We start from the raw sequence: 18,574 nt of genomic DNA on the forward strand, positions 1-18,574 counted from the left end.
GGTCGGTCAGCCGCAGTGGCTCCAGCTGCTGGTCCAGGACGAGCTCTGGTAGCTGCCGCCCCACTTGACGCAGGCCGACGGCGCGTACTTGCGCACCGGCCCGGCATACGAGGTGTAGCTGCCGTTGTCGGATCCGGAGGTGCCGTTCTGCACCGCGAGGTGGGCACCCATCGACTTCGACCCGTACGCGTTGTGCGCCAGCGTCACCACGCAGTTCTTCTTGGTCGAGCCGTTCCACGACAGGTAGATCGTCGCGTAGCCGAGGTTGTGCATCCCGATGTAGTAGTAGCCGGAGCCGCACACCGTGGTCGGCGCGTAGGTGTTCGGATGGCCGGCGGTGTGGTCGTTGACGATCTTGTTGTAGCGGTACGCACCGTAGCCGGTGTGCGCGCTCAGGCTCCACTTGTAGTGCAGCATGTCGTTGGTCGGGTTGGCCTCCTCGATCACCCAGAAGGTGCCCGCGCTCTTGTCGATCCACTTCTCGAAGATCGCGGTGTGGTTGTTCGGGTCGTCGAGGATGTCGCCCGCCATCAGGTTGCTCTTGGAGATCTTCGTACTGACGTCCGGCAGGGTCCACGTGGTCCGGCTGGAGCTGAGGTGCCAGGCCATCGAGACGAACCCGGAGCAGTCCTGCCGGTACGTCTTGCTGTGACTGGGATCGGTGTGGTAAGAGGTCTGGCTGTACTGGACGTTCTTGTCCAGCCAGTCACGGGCCCGCGCGATCACCTCGGAGCGGGTGATGCTCCCGCCGATCGAGGACGCGTGCGCCGCGGTGGTGGCGACCGGCGACACGACCGCGAAGAACGACGCGGCCAGCGTGCCGAGCACCGCGAGGACCAGGACGCGGGCGGTCAGGGTGCGAGGATGTGCGGATTCAGGCATGTGCACCAGCTCCTACGAACGAGAGAACTGCCCGAACGGGGCTGGCACCCAGGCAACCAGGCTCCTAGAGTCCGGGGCTAGGTCTTCGGATGAACCCGGACGGATCCGTACGACGGCGGAGGTGGCGCGTGCCCAGCCCAGCCGCGGCCCCGCAACACCGGCCGGCGCCCGACACCGCCGTCGGCGACGCCTTGGACGAACTCGCCGCGGTCGCCGGCGTCGCCGGATTGGCCCGGGCGCTGCATCGCGCCAAGTTGACCGCCGGCAACCCGTCCTTCGCGCAGCTGGCCAAGCGCTGCGGCCTGCCGCGATCCACGATCGCCGACGCGTTCAGCGCGCAACGCGCGCATCCGCCGGCGCTGTCGGTACTGCGGCACACGCTGCTGGCTCTCGACGTCGACCCGGCGCAACTGCCCTGCTGGGAGGCCGCCTGGCGGCGGGCCAGCAGCGCCGAGGAACCCGACGAGCCGCGGCCGGCCGAACCGCCGGTGCCGCGGCAGTTGCCGGCCGACGTGCCCGGCTTCGTCGGACGCGAGCGCGCGCTGGCCACCCTCGACGCGGTGTCGACCGCGCCGGACACCGCCCGGCTGGCGCTGGTCTGCGGCATGGGCGGGGTCGGCAAGACCGGGCTGGTCAGCCACTGGGCGCATCGGGTGGCCGACCGGTTCCCGGACGGCCAGCTCTGGATCGACCTGCACGGCTTCGACGGCGGCGATCCGGTGACCCCGGCAGCCGCCTCGGGCCAGCTGCTGCGCAGCCTGCTGCCGGCCGACGCGCCGATCCCCGGCGGCACACCCGAACGGGCCGCGCTGGCGCGCAGCCTGCTCGCCGGCCGGCGGATGCTGCTGGTGCTGGACAACGCCCACTCGGCCGACTGCGTGCGCGCCCTGCTGCCCGGTGACGCCGCCTGCATGACGGTGGTCACCAGCCGCAACGCGCTGGCCGGGCTGGTCGCCCGGGACGGCGCGACCCGGATCGTGGTCAAGCCGCTGGCCCCCGGCGAGGCCACCACGCTGCTCGCCGGTGTACTCGGTGCGCAGCCGGACGACCAGCGGTCGCTGCTGACCGACCTCGCCGCCCGCTGCGGCCGGTTGCCGCTGGCGATGCGGGTCGCGGCCGAGCTGGTCACCGCCCAGCCCGGCTTCCGGGTCGCGGACCTGATCCGCGACCTCGAAGCGCACGGCGCGCTCGCCTACCTGGACGCGACCGCCGATTCCGACACCTCGCTGCGGGCGGTCTTCGCGGCATCCTGCGCCCGGTTGCCCGCCGACGCCGGCCAGGCCTTCCGGCTGCTGGGCAGCTACCCGGGCCGCGACCTGGACGTGCACACCATGGCGGCACTGACCGCCGGTTCGCCGACCCGGGCCCGCCAGCTGCTGAACGTGCTGGCGCGCAGCCACCTGGTCGAGCCGGCGGCCCACGGCCGGTACACCATGCACGACCTGACCTGGGCGTACGCCGGGGAACTCGCTGCCGGCGCGGACGACGCGCCGGACCGGCTGCTCGACTACTACGTCGCCGCCGCGGCCGAGGCACGGCGGGCGGCGTTCCCGGACGACCGGCGCGACGTGCCGCCGCCGTCGCCGGCACCGCCGACCCCCGGCATCGGCACCGCCGCCGAGGCACTCGCCTGGTACGACGCGGAGCTGCCCAACATCTGCGCCGCCCTGCACCGGCCGGGCAGCGCGACCGGGCACGTGCTGGCCCTCACCACCCTGCTCGACCAGTACCTGAGCCAGCGGGGGCACTGGTCCGAGGCGCTCGACGTGCATCGCCTCGCGCACGCCCGGGCCGAGGCGATCGGCGACCGGATCGGCGCCGCCCGCGCCCGCGCCCGGCTCGGCCGCACCCTGTGCCAGCTCGGACACTACGACGAGGCGTACCAGCAGCTCACGCAGGCCCGGGAGGTGCTGTCGGAGGCCGACCGCGCGGCGGAGGCGGCGACCAGCACGCTGGGGATCGCCGCCGGCAAGCTCGGCGCATACGACGAGGCCGCCGAGCTGCACCGGGAGCAGATCGACGAGCACACCCGCTGCTACGGGCTCACCCCGCCGCTGGGGCGGCACTGGGCGAACCTGAGCTTCGCGCTCGCCCGGCTCGGCGAGCTGGACCAGGCGGAGGCAGCGCTGCACCAGGCGCTGACCGTCTCGCGCGGCACCAACGACCTGCGGGACGAATGCTCGGTGTACGAGAACCTCGCGGTGGTCCATCTGCGCCGGCGCAACTTCGCCGTAGCGCTGCGGTGGGCCGAACGCGCGGTGCGGATGTTCGAGTCGCTGCCCGGTTACCTCGACCTGATCACCGCGCTGAACACGTACGGGTTCGCGCTGGCCGGCGTGGGCCGGCGGGACGAGGCGCTGGCGCGCCACACCCGGGCGCTGCGGTTGTGCGAGCGCATCGGCGACCGGTTCGAGGTCAGGCGGGCGCTGGACGGCATCCGGGCGCTGGACGGCAGCGCCCAGCCGACCGGTACCGATTCCGGGTAGCCCACGCGCACCCGGCCGGCCGGGCGCAACCGTCCGGCAGCCGCACGGTCTCGCCGCGGTGAGCGGGCCGGCCGGAACCGCGCGGCTCGTGCGGCGCGGGGCGGCTGGCGTCGGCGGTCAGCACGCCGCGGGCGCGGCGCGGCGGCCGGCCCGGGCGGTCCAGCGGCCGTCGACCCGGTCGATCCGGACCGGATGGTCGAAGCAGGCACTGATGTGTTCGGTGGTGAGCGACTCGGCCACCGGCCCGGCCGCGACCAGCCGCCCGGCCCGAAGCAGTGCCGCATGGGTGGTGCTGGCCGGCAACTCCTCCAGGTGGTGCGTGACCAGCACGGTGGCCAGCCGGGGATCGTTGTGCCGCAGCAGGTCCAGGCTCTCCAGCAGCTGCTCGCGGGCGGCCAGGTCGAGGCCGGTCGCCGGCTCGTCCAGCAGCAGCAGCTTCGGCTCGGCGACCAGGGCGCGGGCGATCAGCGCCCGGCCACGCTCGCCCTGCGACAGGGTCTGCCAGCGGGCGTCGATCCGGTGACCGAGACCGAGATCGTCGACCAACCGACGTGCCCGCGCCGACTCGTCGTCGCTGGGCCGCCACCGCGGCACCAGCTCGATCGTGTTCGTCAGCCCGGTCAGTACCACCTCGAACAACCGCAGCGGGGCACCGAGCGGGTGCCGCGGATCGACGTGCCCCAACCGGGTACGCAGCCAGCGCAGGTCGACGCGGCCCAGCAGCCGGCCGAGCACCTCGACGCTGCCCCGGGTCGGGTGCACCTGCGCGCCGAGCAGGCCGAGCATGGTGGACTTGCCGGCACCGTTGGCGCCCAGCAGCGCCCAGTGCTCGCCCTCCCGTACGGTCAGCGACACCGAGTCGAGCAGCAGGTTGCCGTTGCGGACCAGGTCCACCCCCGACATCCGCAGCACCGGCGCGTCCACCATCACCATGCCCGGCAACCTACGCCGGCGGCCGCGCGCCGATCCTGGCCCGGCGGCATGCTTCTCATCCCGTGATACCCGCCCGGTCGACCGCCCGCGGCGAGGTGGGCGTATGTCACGCATACCCCGGCCGACACCGGCGGATCCCGCTCGACGCAGTGCTGCGGTCACGGCCGGCCGGCGCGCAGCACGCGGCCGGCATGCAGGGTGGTACCGAAACCGTCGGCGAACCGACCGTTCTCGTACACCAGGTGACCGCCGACCACGGTGGCGGCGACGGCGTCGTCGTTGCGGTTGACCATCCGGCGCAGTCCACCGAACGCCGGCATCACCGCCTCGTGGTAGTCGGCTGGCAGGTCGGCCACCCCGGCCGGATCGAGTACCGCGACATCGGCCGGGCCACCGACCCGCAGGTGTCCGGCGTCCACCCCGTACCAGTCACCGAGTTCGCCGGTGAGCCGATGCACCGCCGCTGGTAGCGGCAGGAACGGCGTGCCGGCCTGCTCGGCCCGGTACACCCGTTTCAGCAGCCGCAGGCCGTAGTTGTAGAACGCCATGTTGCGCAGATGCGCCCCGGAGTCGGCGAACCCCAGCTGCACCGCCGGACTGCGGGCGATCCGGTCAAGTATCTCGGGGCGGTGGTTGGCGATGGTGGTCCGCCACCGCAGCGCTGGTCCGTGCGCGACGACCAGGTCCAGGAACGCGTCGGTGGCGTCGATCCGGCGTCGGGCACCGATCTCGGCGAACGACAGGCCGACCGCCGAGGCATCCGGGCAGGCGACGATCTCGGCGTCGGACAGGTCGCGATGCCAGACCCGGGCGCCGAACCGCCGCCGGCAGTCCTTGCGGAACCAGCGCCGGTAGTCCGCGTCGGCGAGCAGCCGGCCGCGGTCCAGCTCGTCGCGTACGTTCAGCGCCGCGGCACCGGACGGTTCGCCAGCCGGGTGACGCCGATGAGCAGCCGAATCAATGCCGGATCGGCCTTGATGTCCGCGGCCGACAGCAACGAGGTGCGCAGCGGCGTGCGGTGCAGCAGCCCGGCGCTCTGCTGGAAGAACCGCGCCACCTCGGCTCGCCGGGTGAGGTTCGGGGTGCACTGCAGGACCCGGCCCCGGGGTCGCAGCACGGCGTTCAGCAATGCGTACTCCCGCCACGTCGCGTAGCTGGACGGCAGTTGATGCGCGGGGTACCGCACCCCGTCGAGTTTGGAGAAGCTGCTGCGGATGGTGGACAGCCCGGCGAACCCGGCATCCAGCGCCGTGGCAAGCATGGTGCGCATGGCGGTCAGTTCGGCGCCGGTCGCACGCGCACCGGCGTCGACCGCCCGGGCCAGACCCATCGCCGCCACCCGGAGGTCGGAGTGGCCGATCAGGGCGGCCACGTTGGCGCCGAGCGGCTTGGCCTCCAGCGCGGCCAGGTACGAGGCGGGGCCGGTCCAGTCGCGGTGCCGTTTCACCGCGTCGTGTACCGCGTCCCAGGGCACCGCTTCCACCCGGGCGAACAGGTCGGCGCAGTCCTGCGCGTCGGCGTACACGGTGGACAGCGAGCAGTTGCCGATCAGCACGGTGGTGACCCCGTGCCGGACGGACTCGCCGAGACCGGGATCGACCAGCACCTCCGCGTCGTAGTGGGTGTGCACGTCGAACAACCCCGGCACTACCCACCGGCCGGTGGCGTCCAGTTCACGAGGCGCAGGCGGCAGCGGTAGCGGGCTGATCGCGGCGACACGGCCGTCGGCGATGCCAAGGTCCGCCCGGACCGGGTCGGACCCGGCTCCGTCGAACACGAGTCCGCCGCGGATCACCAGGTCGTGGTGTGTCATCCGGCACCTCAAAACTCGATACTGGTTGGTATCCAATACCGAGCAGTATCCTCTTGCCATGGCCACCGTCAAGCCCCGCCAGCGCCGCACCCCGCGCCCCGAGGTCCGCAGCCGAGTCCTCCTCGCCGCCGCCCGGGTCTTCGCCGACCGCGGCTTCGCCGCCGCCAGCATCGACGAAGTCGCCGCCGGGGCCGGCTTCACCAAGGGCGCGGTCTACTCCAACTTCGGCAGCAAGGACGAGCTGTTCTTCGCATTGCTGGACGAGCAGATCGCGAGCCGGACCGCGCTGGTCACCGAGCTGTCCACCGACCCGACGATCGATCCGGGTGACCTGGTCCGCACCGCCGGTGACCGGCTGACCGCGGCGATGGCCGGGAACCGCGACTGGCAACTGTTGTTCCTGGAGTACTGGCTGCGGGCGATGCGGGACGAGGCCACCCGCCGCCGGTTCGTCGCATACCGGCGGGACCTGCTCGACTCGCTGACCACCGCCGTCGCCGAACTGCTCGGCGCCGCCGGGATCACCGACGCCGCGGTGGCGCGCGAGCTGGTGCTGTTGGCGGTCGGCCTGTCCAACGGCCTTGCTCTGGAGGAGCTGCCGGCACCGGGCACGGTGCCGGCGGGGCTACTCGGCGACGCGCTCGCCGCCCACCTGCGCCGGCCCCGTGCCGGCGGCGACGGACCGATCAGCAGCGGCCGGGGCGGAATCCGGGTGGTCGGCGGCGGGCAGGTCGCGGAGCCGCCGGACCGGTGACAGCACTAGGAACAGGCTCGCCGCGAGGATCGCGCAGCCGGACACCACCAGCGTGGTGCGCAGGCCGAGCAGGGTGCCGAGCAGCCCGCCGGCCAGCGCGCCGAGCGGCATCACGCCGTACGTCGTCAGTTCCATGGTGGCGTTGACCCGGCCGAGCAGCCGGTCCGGGCACAGTTGCTGGCGGGCGGTCACCGCCATCACGTGCCGGGTGATGATGGTGAACGCGGTGAGCCCGCCGGCCAGCACGTACCAGACGAGCCCGAGGCCCGGACCGGTCAGCGGATAGAGCAGGAAACCCACGCCGTTGAGCACGGTGGACGCGCACAGCGCGCGGGCGCTGCCGAGCCGCCGGGCGATCCGGCCGGTCAGCGCCGCCGAGGCGAGCGCGCCGAGCAACCCGACGGTGCCCAGCAGCCCGATCGCCCCGGGCGTCAGATGCACCTCGCGGACCAGGAACACCACCATGATCGCCTGGTTGGCGGCCTGGAAGAACAGCACCGTGGCGGTGTTGCCGGCGATCGCGGCGAGGATCGGCTGACCGGCCACGAACCGGACCCCCTCGCCGATCTCGTGCAGCAGCCGGGGACGAGCCGGCCGCGCGGGACGCGGCTCGCCGGTACGGATGGTGCCCAGCCACACCGCCGACCACAGGTAGCTGACCGCGTCGACGGCGATCGCCACCGGCGCGGTGCACAGCTGCACCAGGTACCCGCCGCCGACCGAGCCGGCCACCGCGGCGATCGAGGAGTTGCTCGCCAGCCGCGAGTTGCCCTCGACCAGCTGCCCGCGTCCGATCAGCCGCGGCAGGTACGTGGTGTGCGCGGTGTCGAAGAAGACGGTGCCGACGCCGGCGGCGAACGCCACCGCGTACAGCTGGGGCAGGCCGAGCACGCCGAACAGGGCCGCCACCGGGATCGAACCGAGCAGCGCGAACCGGGCGAGGTCGGCGGCGATCAGCACCGGGCGGCAGCGCATCCGGTCCACCAGCGCACCGGCGAACAGGCCCAGCAGCAGTGAGGCGGCCGTCTGCGCGGCCGACAGCGCCGCGGCCTGGAAGGTACTGGCGTGCAGCGTGATCACGGCCAGCAGGGGCAGCGCCATCATGCTCAGCCGGCTACCGAGCTGGCTGGCCAGGTCCGCGGTCCACAGGTGGCGGAAGTCGTGTTCGCCGAGCAGCCCGCCACGTCTTTCCTTGGTCACCCGACAGATCCTCGCGATCAAATTGAGTGCACTCAACTCAACTTTGAGTTCCGATGCCAAAACTTGATACGACTCGACTCAAGTTCGTCAAGTGACCGGTGAGTAACGACACCAAACCGCGCATCGCCGGCCCTCTCGCGCTAAGTTTTTGTACGGAGCGGTCAGTTTTTGGAGGCGACGGTGGCGCAGCATCGACAGCACGCGGACGGACCCGACGACGAGCGGGACCTCTCCTCGGCCGACCGGCACGCCGCCGCAGACCGGGCAGACCCGGCCGACCGGCACGCCGCCGCAGACCGGGCAGACCTGGCCGACCGGCCCGCCGCCGCAGAGCCGGCCGACCGGCACGCCGCGGCGGATTCGGCGGGCGCCGCGATCCGGTCTGCCGGGCTGGGCCTGCGCACCCGGCGTGGCTGGGTGTTCCACGACGTCGATCTCGACGTCGCCGCGGGTGAGCTGGTCGCCGTCACCGGCGCCGCCGGCAGCGGCCGGACCAGCCTGCTGCTCGCGGTCACCGGCCGGTTCGCGATCAACCGCGGCACCCTGTCGGTCGCCGGGCACCCGCTGCCGCGGACCGCGCCGGCGGTGCAGCGCGTCGCCGCCCTCGGCCTGGTACCCGGTGCGCACGAGCCGGAGCCGGCGCTGAGCGTCGCCGAACACGTCCGGGAGCGCCTCGCACTGCTGGGTCTCGGCCCGTGGCAACCCCGCCGGCGCCGGGCGCACGCCCGCGCGCTGGTCACCGGGAGCGGCTTCGACCTCGACCCGGACGCGCTCGGCCGGGACCTCGACCCGTACCGGCGGCAGTTGCTGTGCCTGCTGCTCGCCGGGCTGACCGGGCCCCGGCTGATCGTCGTGGACGACGTGGACCTCGGTACCGACGGCATCGAGCGAGCGGCGCTGTGGCGGGTGCTACGGGAGCGGGCCGACGCCGGCGTCACGGTGCTCGCCTCCTGCCGGGAGACCGGCGACGCGCCCGTCGACCAGACGGTGCACCTGCGCGGCCGAGCCGGCACCGCCGAGCCGGCCGAGCCCGACTCTTGGACCCGACACGACGCCGCACGAGACGGCGACGGACGAGACGGCGACGGACCGGGCGGGGACGGACCGCCGGACGGGCCAGGCCGGCAGCCGGCGCCCGCCGTGCCGGACCGGGGCGAGCCGGCCACCGTCGAGCTCGACGCGCAGGGGGCGGCGTGATGCGGACCGCCGGGCTGGCCGGGCTGGAGCTGCGCCGGTTCACCCGAGCGCCGCTGACCCGGGCCGCGATCGGCGCGCTGGCGCTGATCCCGCTGCTGTACTCGGGCCTCTACCTGTGGGCGTTCTGGAACCCGTACGGCGAGCTCAAGCGCATCCCGGTGGCGGTGGTGAACCAGGACCGGCCGGCGCACCAGCCCGGCGGGAAGACGTTGACGGCCGGCGACGACCTGGTCGACCAGCTGGTGGACCGGCACGTGTTCGACTGGCACGCCACCAGCGCGGCGCGGGCCCGCAAGGGCCTCGCGGACGGCGACTACCTGATGACGTTCACCATCCCCGCCGGCTTCTCCACCGCGCTGGTCTCGCCGTCGCACGACGCGCCACCGCGGCGCGGCCGGCTGCGGCTGACCACCGACGACGCCACCAACTACCTGGCCGGGGTGATCGGCAAGAGCGCGTTCGCCGAGATCCGGACCGCGGCGGCGAACAGCGCGGCGAGCCGGTACTTCGACCAGATGTACCTGGCGTTCGGCGCGCTGCACGACAAGACCGGTCAGGCCGCGGACGGCGCCGGCCAGCTCGCCGACGGCGCGGGCGACGCCGAGCACGGCGCGGACGCGCTCCGGGACGGATCGGCCAGCGCGAAGAAGGGCGCGGACAGCCTCGCCGACGGCATCGCACAGGCGCACCGTGGCGCCGCCGACCTGACCACCGGCCTGATCGCGCTCAACTCCGGTGCCGCGAAGCTGGACACCGGCGCGGGGCAGGCGGCCGCCGGTACCAAGAAGCTCGCGTCCACCGTGGACAAGATGGCCGGCCGGGTGGAGCCGTTCCTGCGGGACAACGCCGGATCGATCCGCGACTCCGCGCTGCTGCTCGCCGACGGGGCGGACGCGGTCGCCAAGCACATCGACGACCTGCCGGGTTACGTCGACAAGGCGGTCACCCAGACCGAGGCGGTGCGGGACGCGCTCGACGCGTACGCGAAGAAGCACCCGGAGGCGGCGAACGATCCGGCGTTCACCAAGGCCCGGCAGGCAGCCACCGACGCGGTACGGGCGGCGAAGGCGGCGCAGCACCAGCTCGACGCCGACGCGGGCAGCCTCGAACAGGTCAAGGCGGACGCGACGCAGGTCGCCAAGACGGCCCGCGAGGTGGCGAAGAAGGCGCCGCAGCTGGCCGACGACGTCGCCGGGGCGCGGGACAAGATCGACAAGTTGGCCGACGGGGTGGGCGATCTCGCCACCGGCGCGCACCAGTTGCACCAGGGCACCGCGAAGGCGGTCAGCGGCGGCAAGCAGCTACAGAGCGGGCTGTACCAGCTGTCCACCGGCGCACGGCAGCTCGACGGCGGGCTGGGCAGCCTGTCCGCCGGCGCCGGCCGGCTCGCCGGCGGGGTGTCGAAGCTGTCGGACGGCGCGACCGCGCTGGCCGACGGGTTGGCCGACGGGGCGAGGCAGATCCCCGACTACGACGCCGCCCAGCGGGCCCAACGCTCGGACGTGATGGCCGACCCGGTCGACCTGCACCGCGCCACCCGGCACGCGGCGGCAAGCTACGGCGAGGGATTCGCGCCGTACTTCCTCGGCCTGTCGCTGTGGGTCGGCGCGATGGTCGGGTACATGCTGCTGCGGCCGGTGACCCGGCGGCACCTGGTGTCCGGGGCGCCCGCCTGGCGGGTCGCCGCGGCCGGCTGGCTGCCGGCGGTGGCGATCGGGGTGGTGCAGGCCGGCATCCTGGAGCTGGTGCTGTCCGCCACCCTCGGCCTCGATCCGGTCCGTCCGGTCGCGATGCTGGCGTTCCTCGCCGCCGCCGTGGTCGCCTACACCGGCCTGCAGCAGCTGTTCGGCGCCGCGCTCGGATCCGCCGGCCGGGTGCTCACGCTGGTACTGCTGATCACCCAGCTGGTCACCGCGGGTGGCACCTACCCGCTGCAGACCTCCCCGGCGATCCTCGGCGCGATCCACCCGTACCTGCCGATGTCCTACGTGGTCGACTGCCTGCGCCATCTGATCAGCGGCGGGTCGACCGGCATGGTGCTGCGCGGGGCCGGCATCCTGGTGGGGTTCGGGGTCGCCGCGTTCGCGGCGACCTGCCTGGTGGTCCGGCGCTCCCGCCGCCTGACCCCGACGAAGCTGCATCCGGATCTGGAGCTGTAGATGAAGCAGGCCGACCGTCGCGACGCCACCCGGGACAAGCTGTACGCGGCGGCGGTCGAGCTGATCGCCGAGCAGGGTTTCGCCGCGACCACGGTGGACGCGATCGCCGACCGGGCGGGCGTGGCGAAGGGCACCGTCTACTACAACTTCGGCTCCAAGACCGGGCTGTTCGAGCAGCTGCTGACGCACGGGGTGGCCCGGCTCACCGAGCGGCTGCGCGCCGCGACGGCCGGGCTGCCGCCCGCCGAGGCGGTGACCGCGCTGGTCGCCGCCCAGCTGGCGTACCTGCGGGACTACCGGGCGTTCGCGCAGCTGCTGCTCAGCGAGATGTGGCGGACGAACAACCAGTGGCACCAGACGGTCGCGCTGGTGCGCGGCGAGGTGATCGGCACCATCGGCGAGGTGATCGCGGCGGGGGTGGCCGCCGGCGACTTCGCCGCCGACCTGGACGTCGGGCTGGCGGCGTCGGCGCTGTTCGGGGTGGCGCTGGTGGTCGGGGTCGACTGGCTGGTGTTCCAGCCGGAGCGCGACATCGACGACGTGCTCGCCGGGCTGTCCGCGATCGTGACGAGCAGGCTGCGTCCCGCATCGTCGGCGGGCGATATACCGTCGGGGGATCCGACCCCGGGCGATACGGTCGGATGAGCGTGCAGGTGTGAGGAGAGGCAGGGCATGAGCGACGAGCAGGCCAAGGGACGCAGCCACGACCCGGCATTCCCGGAGAATTACCTCAAGTTCATGCGGGAAGGCTGGGCCGACTCGGAGCTGACCGGCCTCGCCCCGCTCGATCAGGCCCCGTGCCACTCGCGCCGGCGCGAGCAGCTCTCCCGGGCGTTCCCCGGCGAGACACTGGTGATCCCGACCGGCCGGGAGAAGGTGCGCAACAACGACTGCTTCTACCCGTTCCGGCCGGGCAGCGACTTCGCGTACCTGACCGGCGAGTTCGACCCGGACTCGGTGCTGGTGCTGCGGCCGCGGCCCGGCGGCCACGATGCCGTGCTCTACGGGCATCCCCGCTCCCCGCGCGACACCGACGAGTTCTTCCGCGACGCGCAGTACGGCGAGCTGTGGGTCGGCCGCCGGCACAGCCTGGCGGAGAAGTCCACCCTGCTGGGAGTCGAGACCGCCGACGTCAAGGACCTGGAGAAGGTGCTCGGCGACCTCGACCCGACCCGTACCCGGGTGCTGCGCGGGTTCGACGCGAGCGTGGACGGGCGCATCGCGGTCACCGGGGACGGCGACGACCGGGGCGCCCGCGACCGCGAGCTGGCCAACACGCTGTCCGAGCTGCGGCTGGTCAAGGACGAGTGGGAGATCGCGCAGTTGCAGGACGCGATCGACGCGACCGTGCTGGGTTTCGAGGACGTGGTGCGGGCGCTGCCGGCCGACCGGCCGGTCCCGGAGCGGCTGCTGGAGGGCGTCTTCGGGCTGCGCGCCCGGGTCGCCGGCAACGCGGTGGGGTACGACTCGATCGTCGCCGCCGGCCCGCACGCCACCACGCTGCACTGGGTGCGCAACGACGGCCGGACCGCGCCGGGCGAGTTGCTGCTGATGGACATGGGCATCGAGAACAACCAGCTCTACACCGCCGACGTGACCCGGACCGTGCCGGTGAACGGGCAGTTCACGCCGCTGCAGCGGGAGGTGTACTCGATCGTCTACGCCGCCCAGCAGGCCGGCATGGACTACATCCGGCCCGGGGTGAAGTTCGCCGACGTGCACCTGACCGCGATGCGGGTGCTCGCCGAGGGGCTGGAGTCGCTCGGCATCCTGCCCTCGGCCGAGGAGGCGCTGGACAAGCAGAACATGTACTACCGGCGCTGGACCCTGCACGGCCTGAGCCACATGCTCGGCCTGGACGTGCACGACTGCGCCGAGGCGCGCAAGGAGCACTACCGGGACGGCGAGCTGAAGGAGGGGTTCGTGCTGACCGTCGAGCCGGGCCTCTACTTCCAGCCCGACGACGAGAAGGTGCCGGCCGAGCTGCGCGGCGTCGGCATCCGTATCGAGGACGACGTGCTGGTCACCGCGACCGGGGCGAAGAACCTGTCGGCCGGGCTGCCGCGCAAGGCCGACGAGGTCGAGGCGTGGGTGGCCGCCCAGCGCAACGCCGGCCCCCGCCTCCCGCTGTAGTCGCCGGAGCCCGCTGACCGGCGCAATCCGGTCGGCGGGCGGAAACTCGGTCGTCTCGATGGTGAACCCGAACTGTTCGGGCAGCTCGACGGTGTCGCCGAACTGCTCGTGGTCGGACACCACCCTCCTCGCTCGTCGTGGATGTCAACGAAGGCTGTCGGGAGGCTACTGGGCCTCGGCGTCGACGGGGTGCAGGAACTCCAGGCGGTTGCCGTGGCAGTCGGCGGAGTGGAAGCGCCGCATGCCGGGGAAGTCGTCGTCCCAGTCGACCGGGTAGCCGGCGGCGGTCAGCCGCTCGGCGAGGGTGTCCAGGTCGGGCCAGATCAGGCCGGGATGCGCCTTGCGCGCCGGGCTGAAGTCGGCCTCGACGCCGAGGTGCAGTTCGACGCCGTGGCCGCGGAACCAGCAGCCGCCGCGCGCGGCGAGTACCGGCGGCTTGGGGATCTCGGTGAGCCCGAGAACGCCGGCGTAGAAGGCCCGCAGCGCGTCCTCGGTGCCGGCCGGGCAGGAGAGTTGGACGTGGTGGATCATCGCGTGCTCCTCGGGTGTCCGGACATCGCGAGAGCAGCATGACCCGGGTTGCGCGAAATAGCAAGACGGACGTACGGTTTACTTCGACGGTCGGCGCCGGAGCCACCCCGCTGAGGCTTGCCTAAGTAGGGCGGTGACCGGCCAGTACGCGAGACTGCAAGACATACCTGAGCGAAGGAGTACGACGTGGCGAGCCTCGACACCTTCGGCGCGAAGAGCAGCCTGCAGGTAGGTGACGACACCTACGAGATCTACCGGTTGGACGCGGTCGACGGGCAGGCCCGCCTGCCGTACAGCCTGAAGATCCTGCTGGAGAACCTGCTCCGCACCGAGGACGGCGCGAACATCACCGCCGACCACATCCGGGCCCTGGCCGGCTGGGACCCGACCGCGCAGCCCAGCGTGGAGATCCAGTACACCCCGGCCCGGGTGCTGATGCAGGACTTCACCGGCGTGCCGTGCATCGTGGATCTCGCCACCATGCGCGAGGCGGTGCGCGAGCTCGGCGGCGACACCGGCAAGGTCAACCCGCTGGCCCCGTCCGAGCTGGTCATCGACCACTCGGTGATCGCCGACATCTTCGGCCGCGAGGACGCGTTCGAGCGCAACGTCGAGCTGGAGTACGGGCGGAACAAGGAGCGCTACCAGTTCCTGCGCTGGGGCCAGACCGCGTTCGACGACTTCAAGGTCGTCCCACCGGGCACCGGCATCGTGCACCAGGTCAACATCGAGTACCTCGCCCGCACCGTCTTCGCCCGCGACGGCGTCGCCTACCCGGACACCCTGGTCGGCACCGACTCGCACACCACCATGGTCAACGGCCTCGGCGTGCTCGGCTGGGGCGTCGGCGGCATCGAGGCGGAGGCCGCGATGCTCGGCCAGCCGGTGTCGATGCTGATCCCGCGGGTGGTCGGGTTCAAGCTGTCCGGCCAGCTGCCGGACGGCGCGACCGCCACCGACCTGGTGCTGACCATCACCGAGATGCTGCGCAAGCACGGCGTGGTCGGCAAGTTCGTCGAGTTCTACGGTCCCGGCGTGTCCGCGGTGCCGCTGGCGAACCGCGCCACCATCGGCAACATGAGCCCGGAGTACGGCTCGACCTGCGCGATTTTCCCGATCGACGCGGAGACGGTGCGCTACCTGCGGCTCACCGGGCGAGACGAGAAGCAGATCGCCCTGGTCGAGTCGTACGCCAAGGAACAGGGCCTGTGGCACGACCCGGCGGCCGAGCCGGACTACTCCGAGCGGCTGGAACTGGACCTGTCCACCGTGGAGCCGTCGCTGGCCGGCCCGAAGCGCCCGCAGGACCGGGTGCCGCTGGCGAGCGCGAAGTCGATGTTCCGCAACACGCTCAAGGACTACGTGACCGACGAGAAGCTCGGCGGGCAGGACGAGGCGGACGCCGAGTCGTTCCCGGCCAGCGACTCCCCCGCGTTCTCCGGTGACGACGCGGCCGGCGCGCCGCGGGTACCGTCCGCGGCCAAGAACGGCCGGCCGAGCCGGCCGGTGCGGGTGACCGACGAGAACGGTACCGAGTTCGAGCTGGACCACGGAGCCGTCGTGATCGCCGCGATCACCTCCTGCACCAACACCTCCAACCCGCAGGTGATGGTGGGCGCCGCGCTGCTGGCCAAGAACGCGGTCGAGCGCGGGCTGAACCGCAAGCCGTGGGTCAAGACCACGCTCGCGCCCGGCTCGAAGGTGGTCATGGACTACTACGAGCGCGCCGGCCTGACGCCCTACCTGGACAAGCTCGGCTTCAACCTGGTCGGGTACGGCTGCACCACCTGCATCGGCAACTCCGGTCCGCTGCCGGAGGCGATCAGCGCCGCGGTCAACGACAACGACCTGACCGCCATCTCGGTGCTGTCCGGCAACCGCAACTTCGAGGGCCGGATCAACCCGGACGTCAAGATGAACTACCTGGCCTCGCCGCCGCTGGTGGTGGCGTACGCGCTGGCCGGCACGATGGACATCGACTTCGAGACCGAGCCGGTCGGTACCGACGCCGAGGGCAAGCCGGTGTTCCTGCGCGAGCTGTGGCCGTCCGGACTGGAGATCGAGAACGTGATCGGCGGCGCGCTGGCCTCCGAGATGTTCTCGTCGGACTACTCCGACGTGTTCGCCGGCGACCAGCGCTGGCAGTCGCTGCCGACTCCGACCGGCGACACGTTCGCCTGGGCCGACGAGTCGACCTACGTGCGCAAGCCCCCGTACTTCGAGGGCATGGCGCGCGACCCGCAGCCGGTGGCCGACATCGCCGGCGCCCGGGTGCTGGCGAAGCTGGGCGACTCGGTGACCACCGACCACATCTCGCCGGCCGGTGCGATCAAGCCGGACTCCCCCGCCGGGAAGTACCTGACCGAGCACGGGGTCGAGCGGCGCGACTTCAACTCGTACGGCTCGCGGCGCGGCAACCACGAGGTGATGATCCGCGGCACGTTCGCGAACATCCGGCTGCGCAACCAGCTGGTGCCCGGCGTCGAGGGCGGCTTCACGAAGGACTTCACCACCGGTGAGCAGGCCGCCATCTACGACGCCGCGCAGAACTACGCGGCGGCCGGTACCCCGCTGGTCATCCTGGCCGGCAAGGAGTACGGCTCGGGTTCGTCCCGGGACTGGGCGGCGAAGGGCACCGTGCTGCTGGGCGTGCGGGCGGTCATCGCCGAGTCGTTCGAGCGCATCCACCGCTCCAACCTGATCGGGATGGGCGTGCTGCCGCTGCAGTTCCCGGCGGGCCAGAACGCCGAGTCGCTCGGGCTCACCGGCGAGGAGACGTTCGCGATCAGCGGCGTCACCGCGCTCAACGACGGTACGACGCCGCGCACGGTGCACGTGACCGCGGGCGAGGTCGAGTTCGACGCGGTGGTGCGCATCGACACCCCCGGCGAGGCCGACTACTACCGGCACGGCGGCATCCTGCAGTACGTGCTGCGCAAGATGCTGACCCACTGATCGACCGGCACCACACCGCAAGCGGCGGCCGTCCACCCCGGACGGCCGCCGTTTCCGTGTGCCCGTCGGGGCTCCGGTTCGTGCCGGCAGCGGCGTCCGGGGCGTGCGGCGCCGGCGGGATGGCAGGTGCGCGCCAGCTGGCAGCAATACGTCGGACTTTTACCGTAAACAACCTTTATAGTTGGGCAACGCGTCGCCGGCGGACGGCCCGCATCGCCGCCGGCGACGCGTACCCCCTTGCCTCCGGCGGAAGGTCGATCCGATGCCGCACCCCAACACCGACCGCCCCACCGATCCGGTACCCGCCGCCGTCGAGCCCGCACCACCGGGACCCGCGGCCGGCCCGGAACGCCCGAGGCGGGCCGTACCGCTGGGCGCGTTCCGGGTGGTGGTCGGCCTGCTGTTCGCCTGCCACGGCGCTTCCGCACTGTTCGACTGGCCCGCCGTCGCGCAGCACGCCGCCGGCTCCGTCGGCAGCTGGCCCGGCTGGTACGCGGCGGTCATCGAACTGGTCGGCGGCACCCTGGTGATGCTCGGGCTCGGCACCCGCGCCTGCGCGCTGATCTGCTCCGGCAGCATGGCGTTCGCATACTTCACCGTGCACCAACCGCACGCCCTGCTACCGATCGAGAACGGCGGCGAGCCGGCCGCCCTGTTCTGCTGGGCCTTCCTGGCGATCGCGGTCACCGGCCCCGGCCCCTACGCCCTCGACGCCGCCCTCCGCCGCGCCCGCTGACCCCGATGGCCGAGGCGATCCCGCCGAGCCGAAGTCGGCGGGGGTACGGATAGGGTCGGGGGATGGTGGATGCCGCTGCCGACGTGGTCGGCGATCTTGCCCCGAGCGGGGTGCTGCGAGCCGCGATCAACCTGGGGAATCCGGTGCTCGCACAGGGTTCGGCGGACGCGCCGGCGGGGGTGACGGTGGCGATCGCCCGGGCGGTCGCGGACCGGCTCGGGGTGCCCGTCGAGTTCGTCTGCTTCGACGCCGCCCGCAAGTCGTACCAGGCGATGATCTCCGGCGCCGCGGACATCTGCTTCCTCGCGATCGAGCCCGCGCGCGAAGCGGACGTGGCGTTCACCGCGCCGTACGTGGTGATCGAGGGGGTGTTCGCGGTACCGCAGGGCTCGCCGCTGCGCACCGTCGCCGACGTCGATGCCCCGGGCGTGCGCATCGCGGTCAAGCAGGGCTCCGCCTACGACCTGTACCTGACCCGCACGCTGCGGCACGCCACCCTGGTGCGCGGCGCGGAGTCGATCGAGGTGTTCCGCGCCGGCGGTGTCGAGGCGGTGGCCGGCATCCGGCAGCCGCTGACCGGGATCGTCGCGGCCGACCCGGACCTGCGGCTGATCGACGAGCGGTTCATGCAGATCCGGCAGGCCGTCGGTACCACCCGGGACCGGGCGGCGGGATCGATCGAGTTCCTGCGGGCCAGCGTCGAGGCGCTCAAGGCGGACGGCACCGTGGCCGCCGCGCTGCGCGACTCGCACCAGTCCGACACCCTGCTCGCCCCGCCGGCCGGATAGTCCACTG

At 72.6% G+C, this 18,574-nt stretch carries 13 protein-coding genes and 1 pseudogene; 9 read left to right on the forward strand and 5 right to left on the reverse strand.

The annotated features are described in order from the left end of the window. Window positions 1-6: 6 nt before the first annotated feature. Window positions 7-882, reverse strand: a complete 876-nt coding sequence (locus Athai_RS16630; protein ID WP_203962323.1) for an NlpC/P60 family protein — start codon at window positions 880-882, stop codon at window positions 7-9. Window positions 883-1,010: 128 nt separating this feature from the next. Here Athai_RS16630 and Athai_RS16635 point away from each other — a divergent pair, with 128 nt between their 5' ends. After that, complete coding sequence (locus Athai_RS16635; RefSeq protein ID WP_203962324.1) at window positions 1,011-3,368, forward strand: tetratricopeptide repeat protein; 2,358 nt, start codon at window positions 1,011-1,013, stop codon at window positions 3,366-3,368. A 117-nt stretch (window positions 3,369-3,485) separates the two neighbouring features. On the opposite strand, the gene Athai_RS16640 is transcribed toward Athai_RS16635, so the two are convergent. Both Athai_RS16640 and Athai_RS16645 read right to left on the reverse strand, forming a co-directional pair. Beyond that, window positions 3,486-4,301: an ABC transporter ATP-binding protein gene (locus Athai_RS16640; RefSeq protein ID WP_239156984.1), complete on the reverse strand. Its 816-nt coding sequence runs from the start codon at window positions 4,299-4,301 to the stop codon at window positions 3,486-3,488. 901 nt (window positions 4,302-5,202) lie between these two features. Continuing rightward, window positions 5,203-6,114: an amidohydrolase family protein gene (locus tag Athai_RS16645; RefSeq protein WP_203962325.1), complete on the reverse strand. Its 912-nt coding sequence runs from the start codon at window positions 6,112-6,114 to the stop codon at window positions 5,203-5,205. Window positions 6,115-6,172: 58 nt separating this feature from the next. Here Athai_RS16645 and Athai_RS16650 point away from each other — a divergent pair, with 58 nt between their 5' ends. Next, on the forward strand, window positions 6,173-6,868 hold the full coding sequence (locus tag Athai_RS16650; RefSeq protein WP_203962326.1) for a TetR/AcrR family transcriptional regulator: 696 nt from the start codon (window positions 6,173-6,175) through the stop codon (window positions 6,866-6,868). 33 nt (window positions 6,869-6,901) lie between these two features. Here Athai_RS16650 and Athai_RS34180 read toward each other — a convergent pair. Next, a pseudogene (locus Athai_RS34180) lies at window positions 6,902-8,068 on the reverse strand (MFS transporter); the annotation flags it as partial. A gap of 180 nt (window positions 8,069-8,248) precedes the next feature. On the opposite strand from Athai_RS34180, the gene Athai_RS16655 reads away from it, so the two are divergent. From Athai_RS16655 to Athai_RS16670, 4 genes are read left to right on the forward strand one after another with little or no spacing between them, the layout of a single operon-like run. Next, window positions 8,249-9,265, forward strand: a complete 1,017-nt coding sequence (locus Athai_RS16655; protein ID WP_239156985.1) for an ATP-binding cassette domain-containing protein — start codon at window positions 8,249-8,251, stop codon at window positions 9,263-9,265. Next, the gene (locus tag Athai_RS16660) at window positions 9,265-11,424 is read left to right on the forward strand and encodes a YhgE/Pip domain-containing protein (RefSeq protein WP_203962328.1); all 2,160 of its coding nucleotides are present in this window, start codon (window positions 9,265-9,267) and stop codon (window positions 11,422-11,424) included. Before Athai_RS16655 ends, Athai_RS16660 begins: the two co-directional genes overlap by 1 nt. Beyond that, window positions 11,425-12,069 (forward strand): TetR/AcrR family transcriptional regulator, encoded by a 645-nt coding sequence (locus Athai_RS16665; RefSeq protein WP_203962329.1) that lies wholly within the window; start codon window positions 11,425-11,427, stop codon window positions 12,067-12,069. 27 nt (window positions 12,070-12,096) lie between these two features. Then, on the forward strand, window positions 12,097-13,557 hold the full coding sequence (locus tag Athai_RS16670; RefSeq protein WP_203962330.1) for an aminopeptidase P family protein: 1,461 nt from the start codon (window positions 12,097-12,099) through the stop codon (window positions 13,555-13,557). Between the two features lie 165 nt (window positions 13,558-13,722). Here Athai_RS16670 and Athai_RS16675 read toward each other — a convergent pair whose 3' ends face one another. Further along, entirely contained in the window at window positions 13,723-14,088 is a 366-nt protein-coding gene (locus tag Athai_RS16675) for a VOC family protein (RefSeq protein WP_203962331.1), read from the reverse strand. Window positions 14,089-14,274: 186 nt separating this feature from the next. On the opposite strand from Athai_RS16675, the gene acnA reads away from it, so the two are divergent. The 3 genes from acnA to Athai_RS16690 all read left to right on the forward strand — a co-directional run bounded on the left by acnA (window position 14,275) and on the right by Athai_RS16690 (window position 18,567). Further along, the gene (gene acnA / locus Athai_RS16680) at window positions 14,275-17,043 is read left to right on the forward strand and encodes an aconitate hydratase AcnA (protein WP_203962332.1); all 2,769 of its coding nucleotides are present in this window, start codon (window positions 14,275-14,277) and stop codon (window positions 17,041-17,043) included. Between the two features lie 262 nt (window positions 17,044-17,305). Further along, window positions 17,306-17,779, forward strand: a complete 474-nt coding sequence (locus Athai_RS16685) for a DoxX family protein (RefSeq protein ID WP_203962333.1) — start codon at window positions 17,306-17,308, stop codon at window positions 17,777-17,779. 62 nt (window positions 17,780-17,841) lie between these two features. Then, window positions 17,842-18,567 carry a transporter substrate-binding domain-containing protein gene (locus tag Athai_RS16690; protein ID WP_203962334.1) on the forward strand — a complete coding sequence of 242 codons (726 nt, stop codon included), beginning with the start codon at window positions 17,842-17,844 and terminating at the stop codon, window positions 18,565-18,567. The last annotated feature ends 7 nt before the right edge of the window (window positions 18,568-18,574 follow it).

The organism is Actinocatenispora thailandica (assembly GCF_016865425.1).
Classification (GTDB): Bacteria; Actinomycetota; Actinomycetes; order Mycobacteriales; family Micromonosporaceae; genus Actinocatenispora; species Actinocatenispora thailandica.

Excerpts from the sequence above, each read along its gene's own strand:
- Athai_RS16630 (WP_203962323.1), bottom strand. The coding sequence starts at position 882 with ATGCCTGAATCCGCACATCCTCGCACCCTGACCGCCCGCGTCCTGGTC.
- Athai_RS16640 (WP_239156984.1), bottom strand. The coding sequence starts at position 4,301 with ATGGTGATGGTGGACGCGCCGGTGCTGCGGATGTCGGGGGTGGACCTG.
- Athai_RS16645 (WP_203962325.1), bottom strand. The coding sequence starts at position 6,114 with ATGACACACCACGACCTGGTGATCCGCGGCGGACTCGTGTTCGACGGA.
- Athai_RS16650 (WP_203962326.1), top strand. The coding sequence starts at position 6,173 with ATGGCCACCGTCAAGCCCCGCCAGCGCCGCACCCCGCGCCCCGAGGTC.
- Athai_RS16660 (WP_203962328.1), top strand. The coding sequence starts at position 9,265 with ATGCGGACCGCCGGGCTGGCCGGGCTGGAGCTGCGCCGGTTCACCCGA.
- Athai_RS16665 (WP_203962329.1), top strand. The coding sequence starts at position 11,425 with ATGAAGCAGGCCGACCGTCGCGACGCCACCCGGGACAAGCTGTACGCG.
- Athai_RS16670 (WP_203962330.1), top strand. The coding sequence starts at position 12,097 with ATGAGCGACGAGCAGGCCAAGGGACGCAGCCACGACCCGGCATTCCCG.
- Athai_RS16675 (WP_203962331.1), bottom strand. The coding sequence starts at position 14,088 with ATGATCCACCACGTCCAACTCTCCTGCCCGGCCGGCACCGAGGACGCG.
- Athai_RS16685 (WP_203962333.1), top strand. The coding sequence starts at position 17,306 with ATGCCGCACCCCAACACCGACCGCCCCACCGATCCGGTACCCGCCGCC.
- Athai_RS16690 (WP_203962334.1), top strand. The coding sequence starts at position 17,842 with ATGGTGGATGCCGCTGCCGACGTGGTCGGCGATCTTGCCCCGAGCGGG.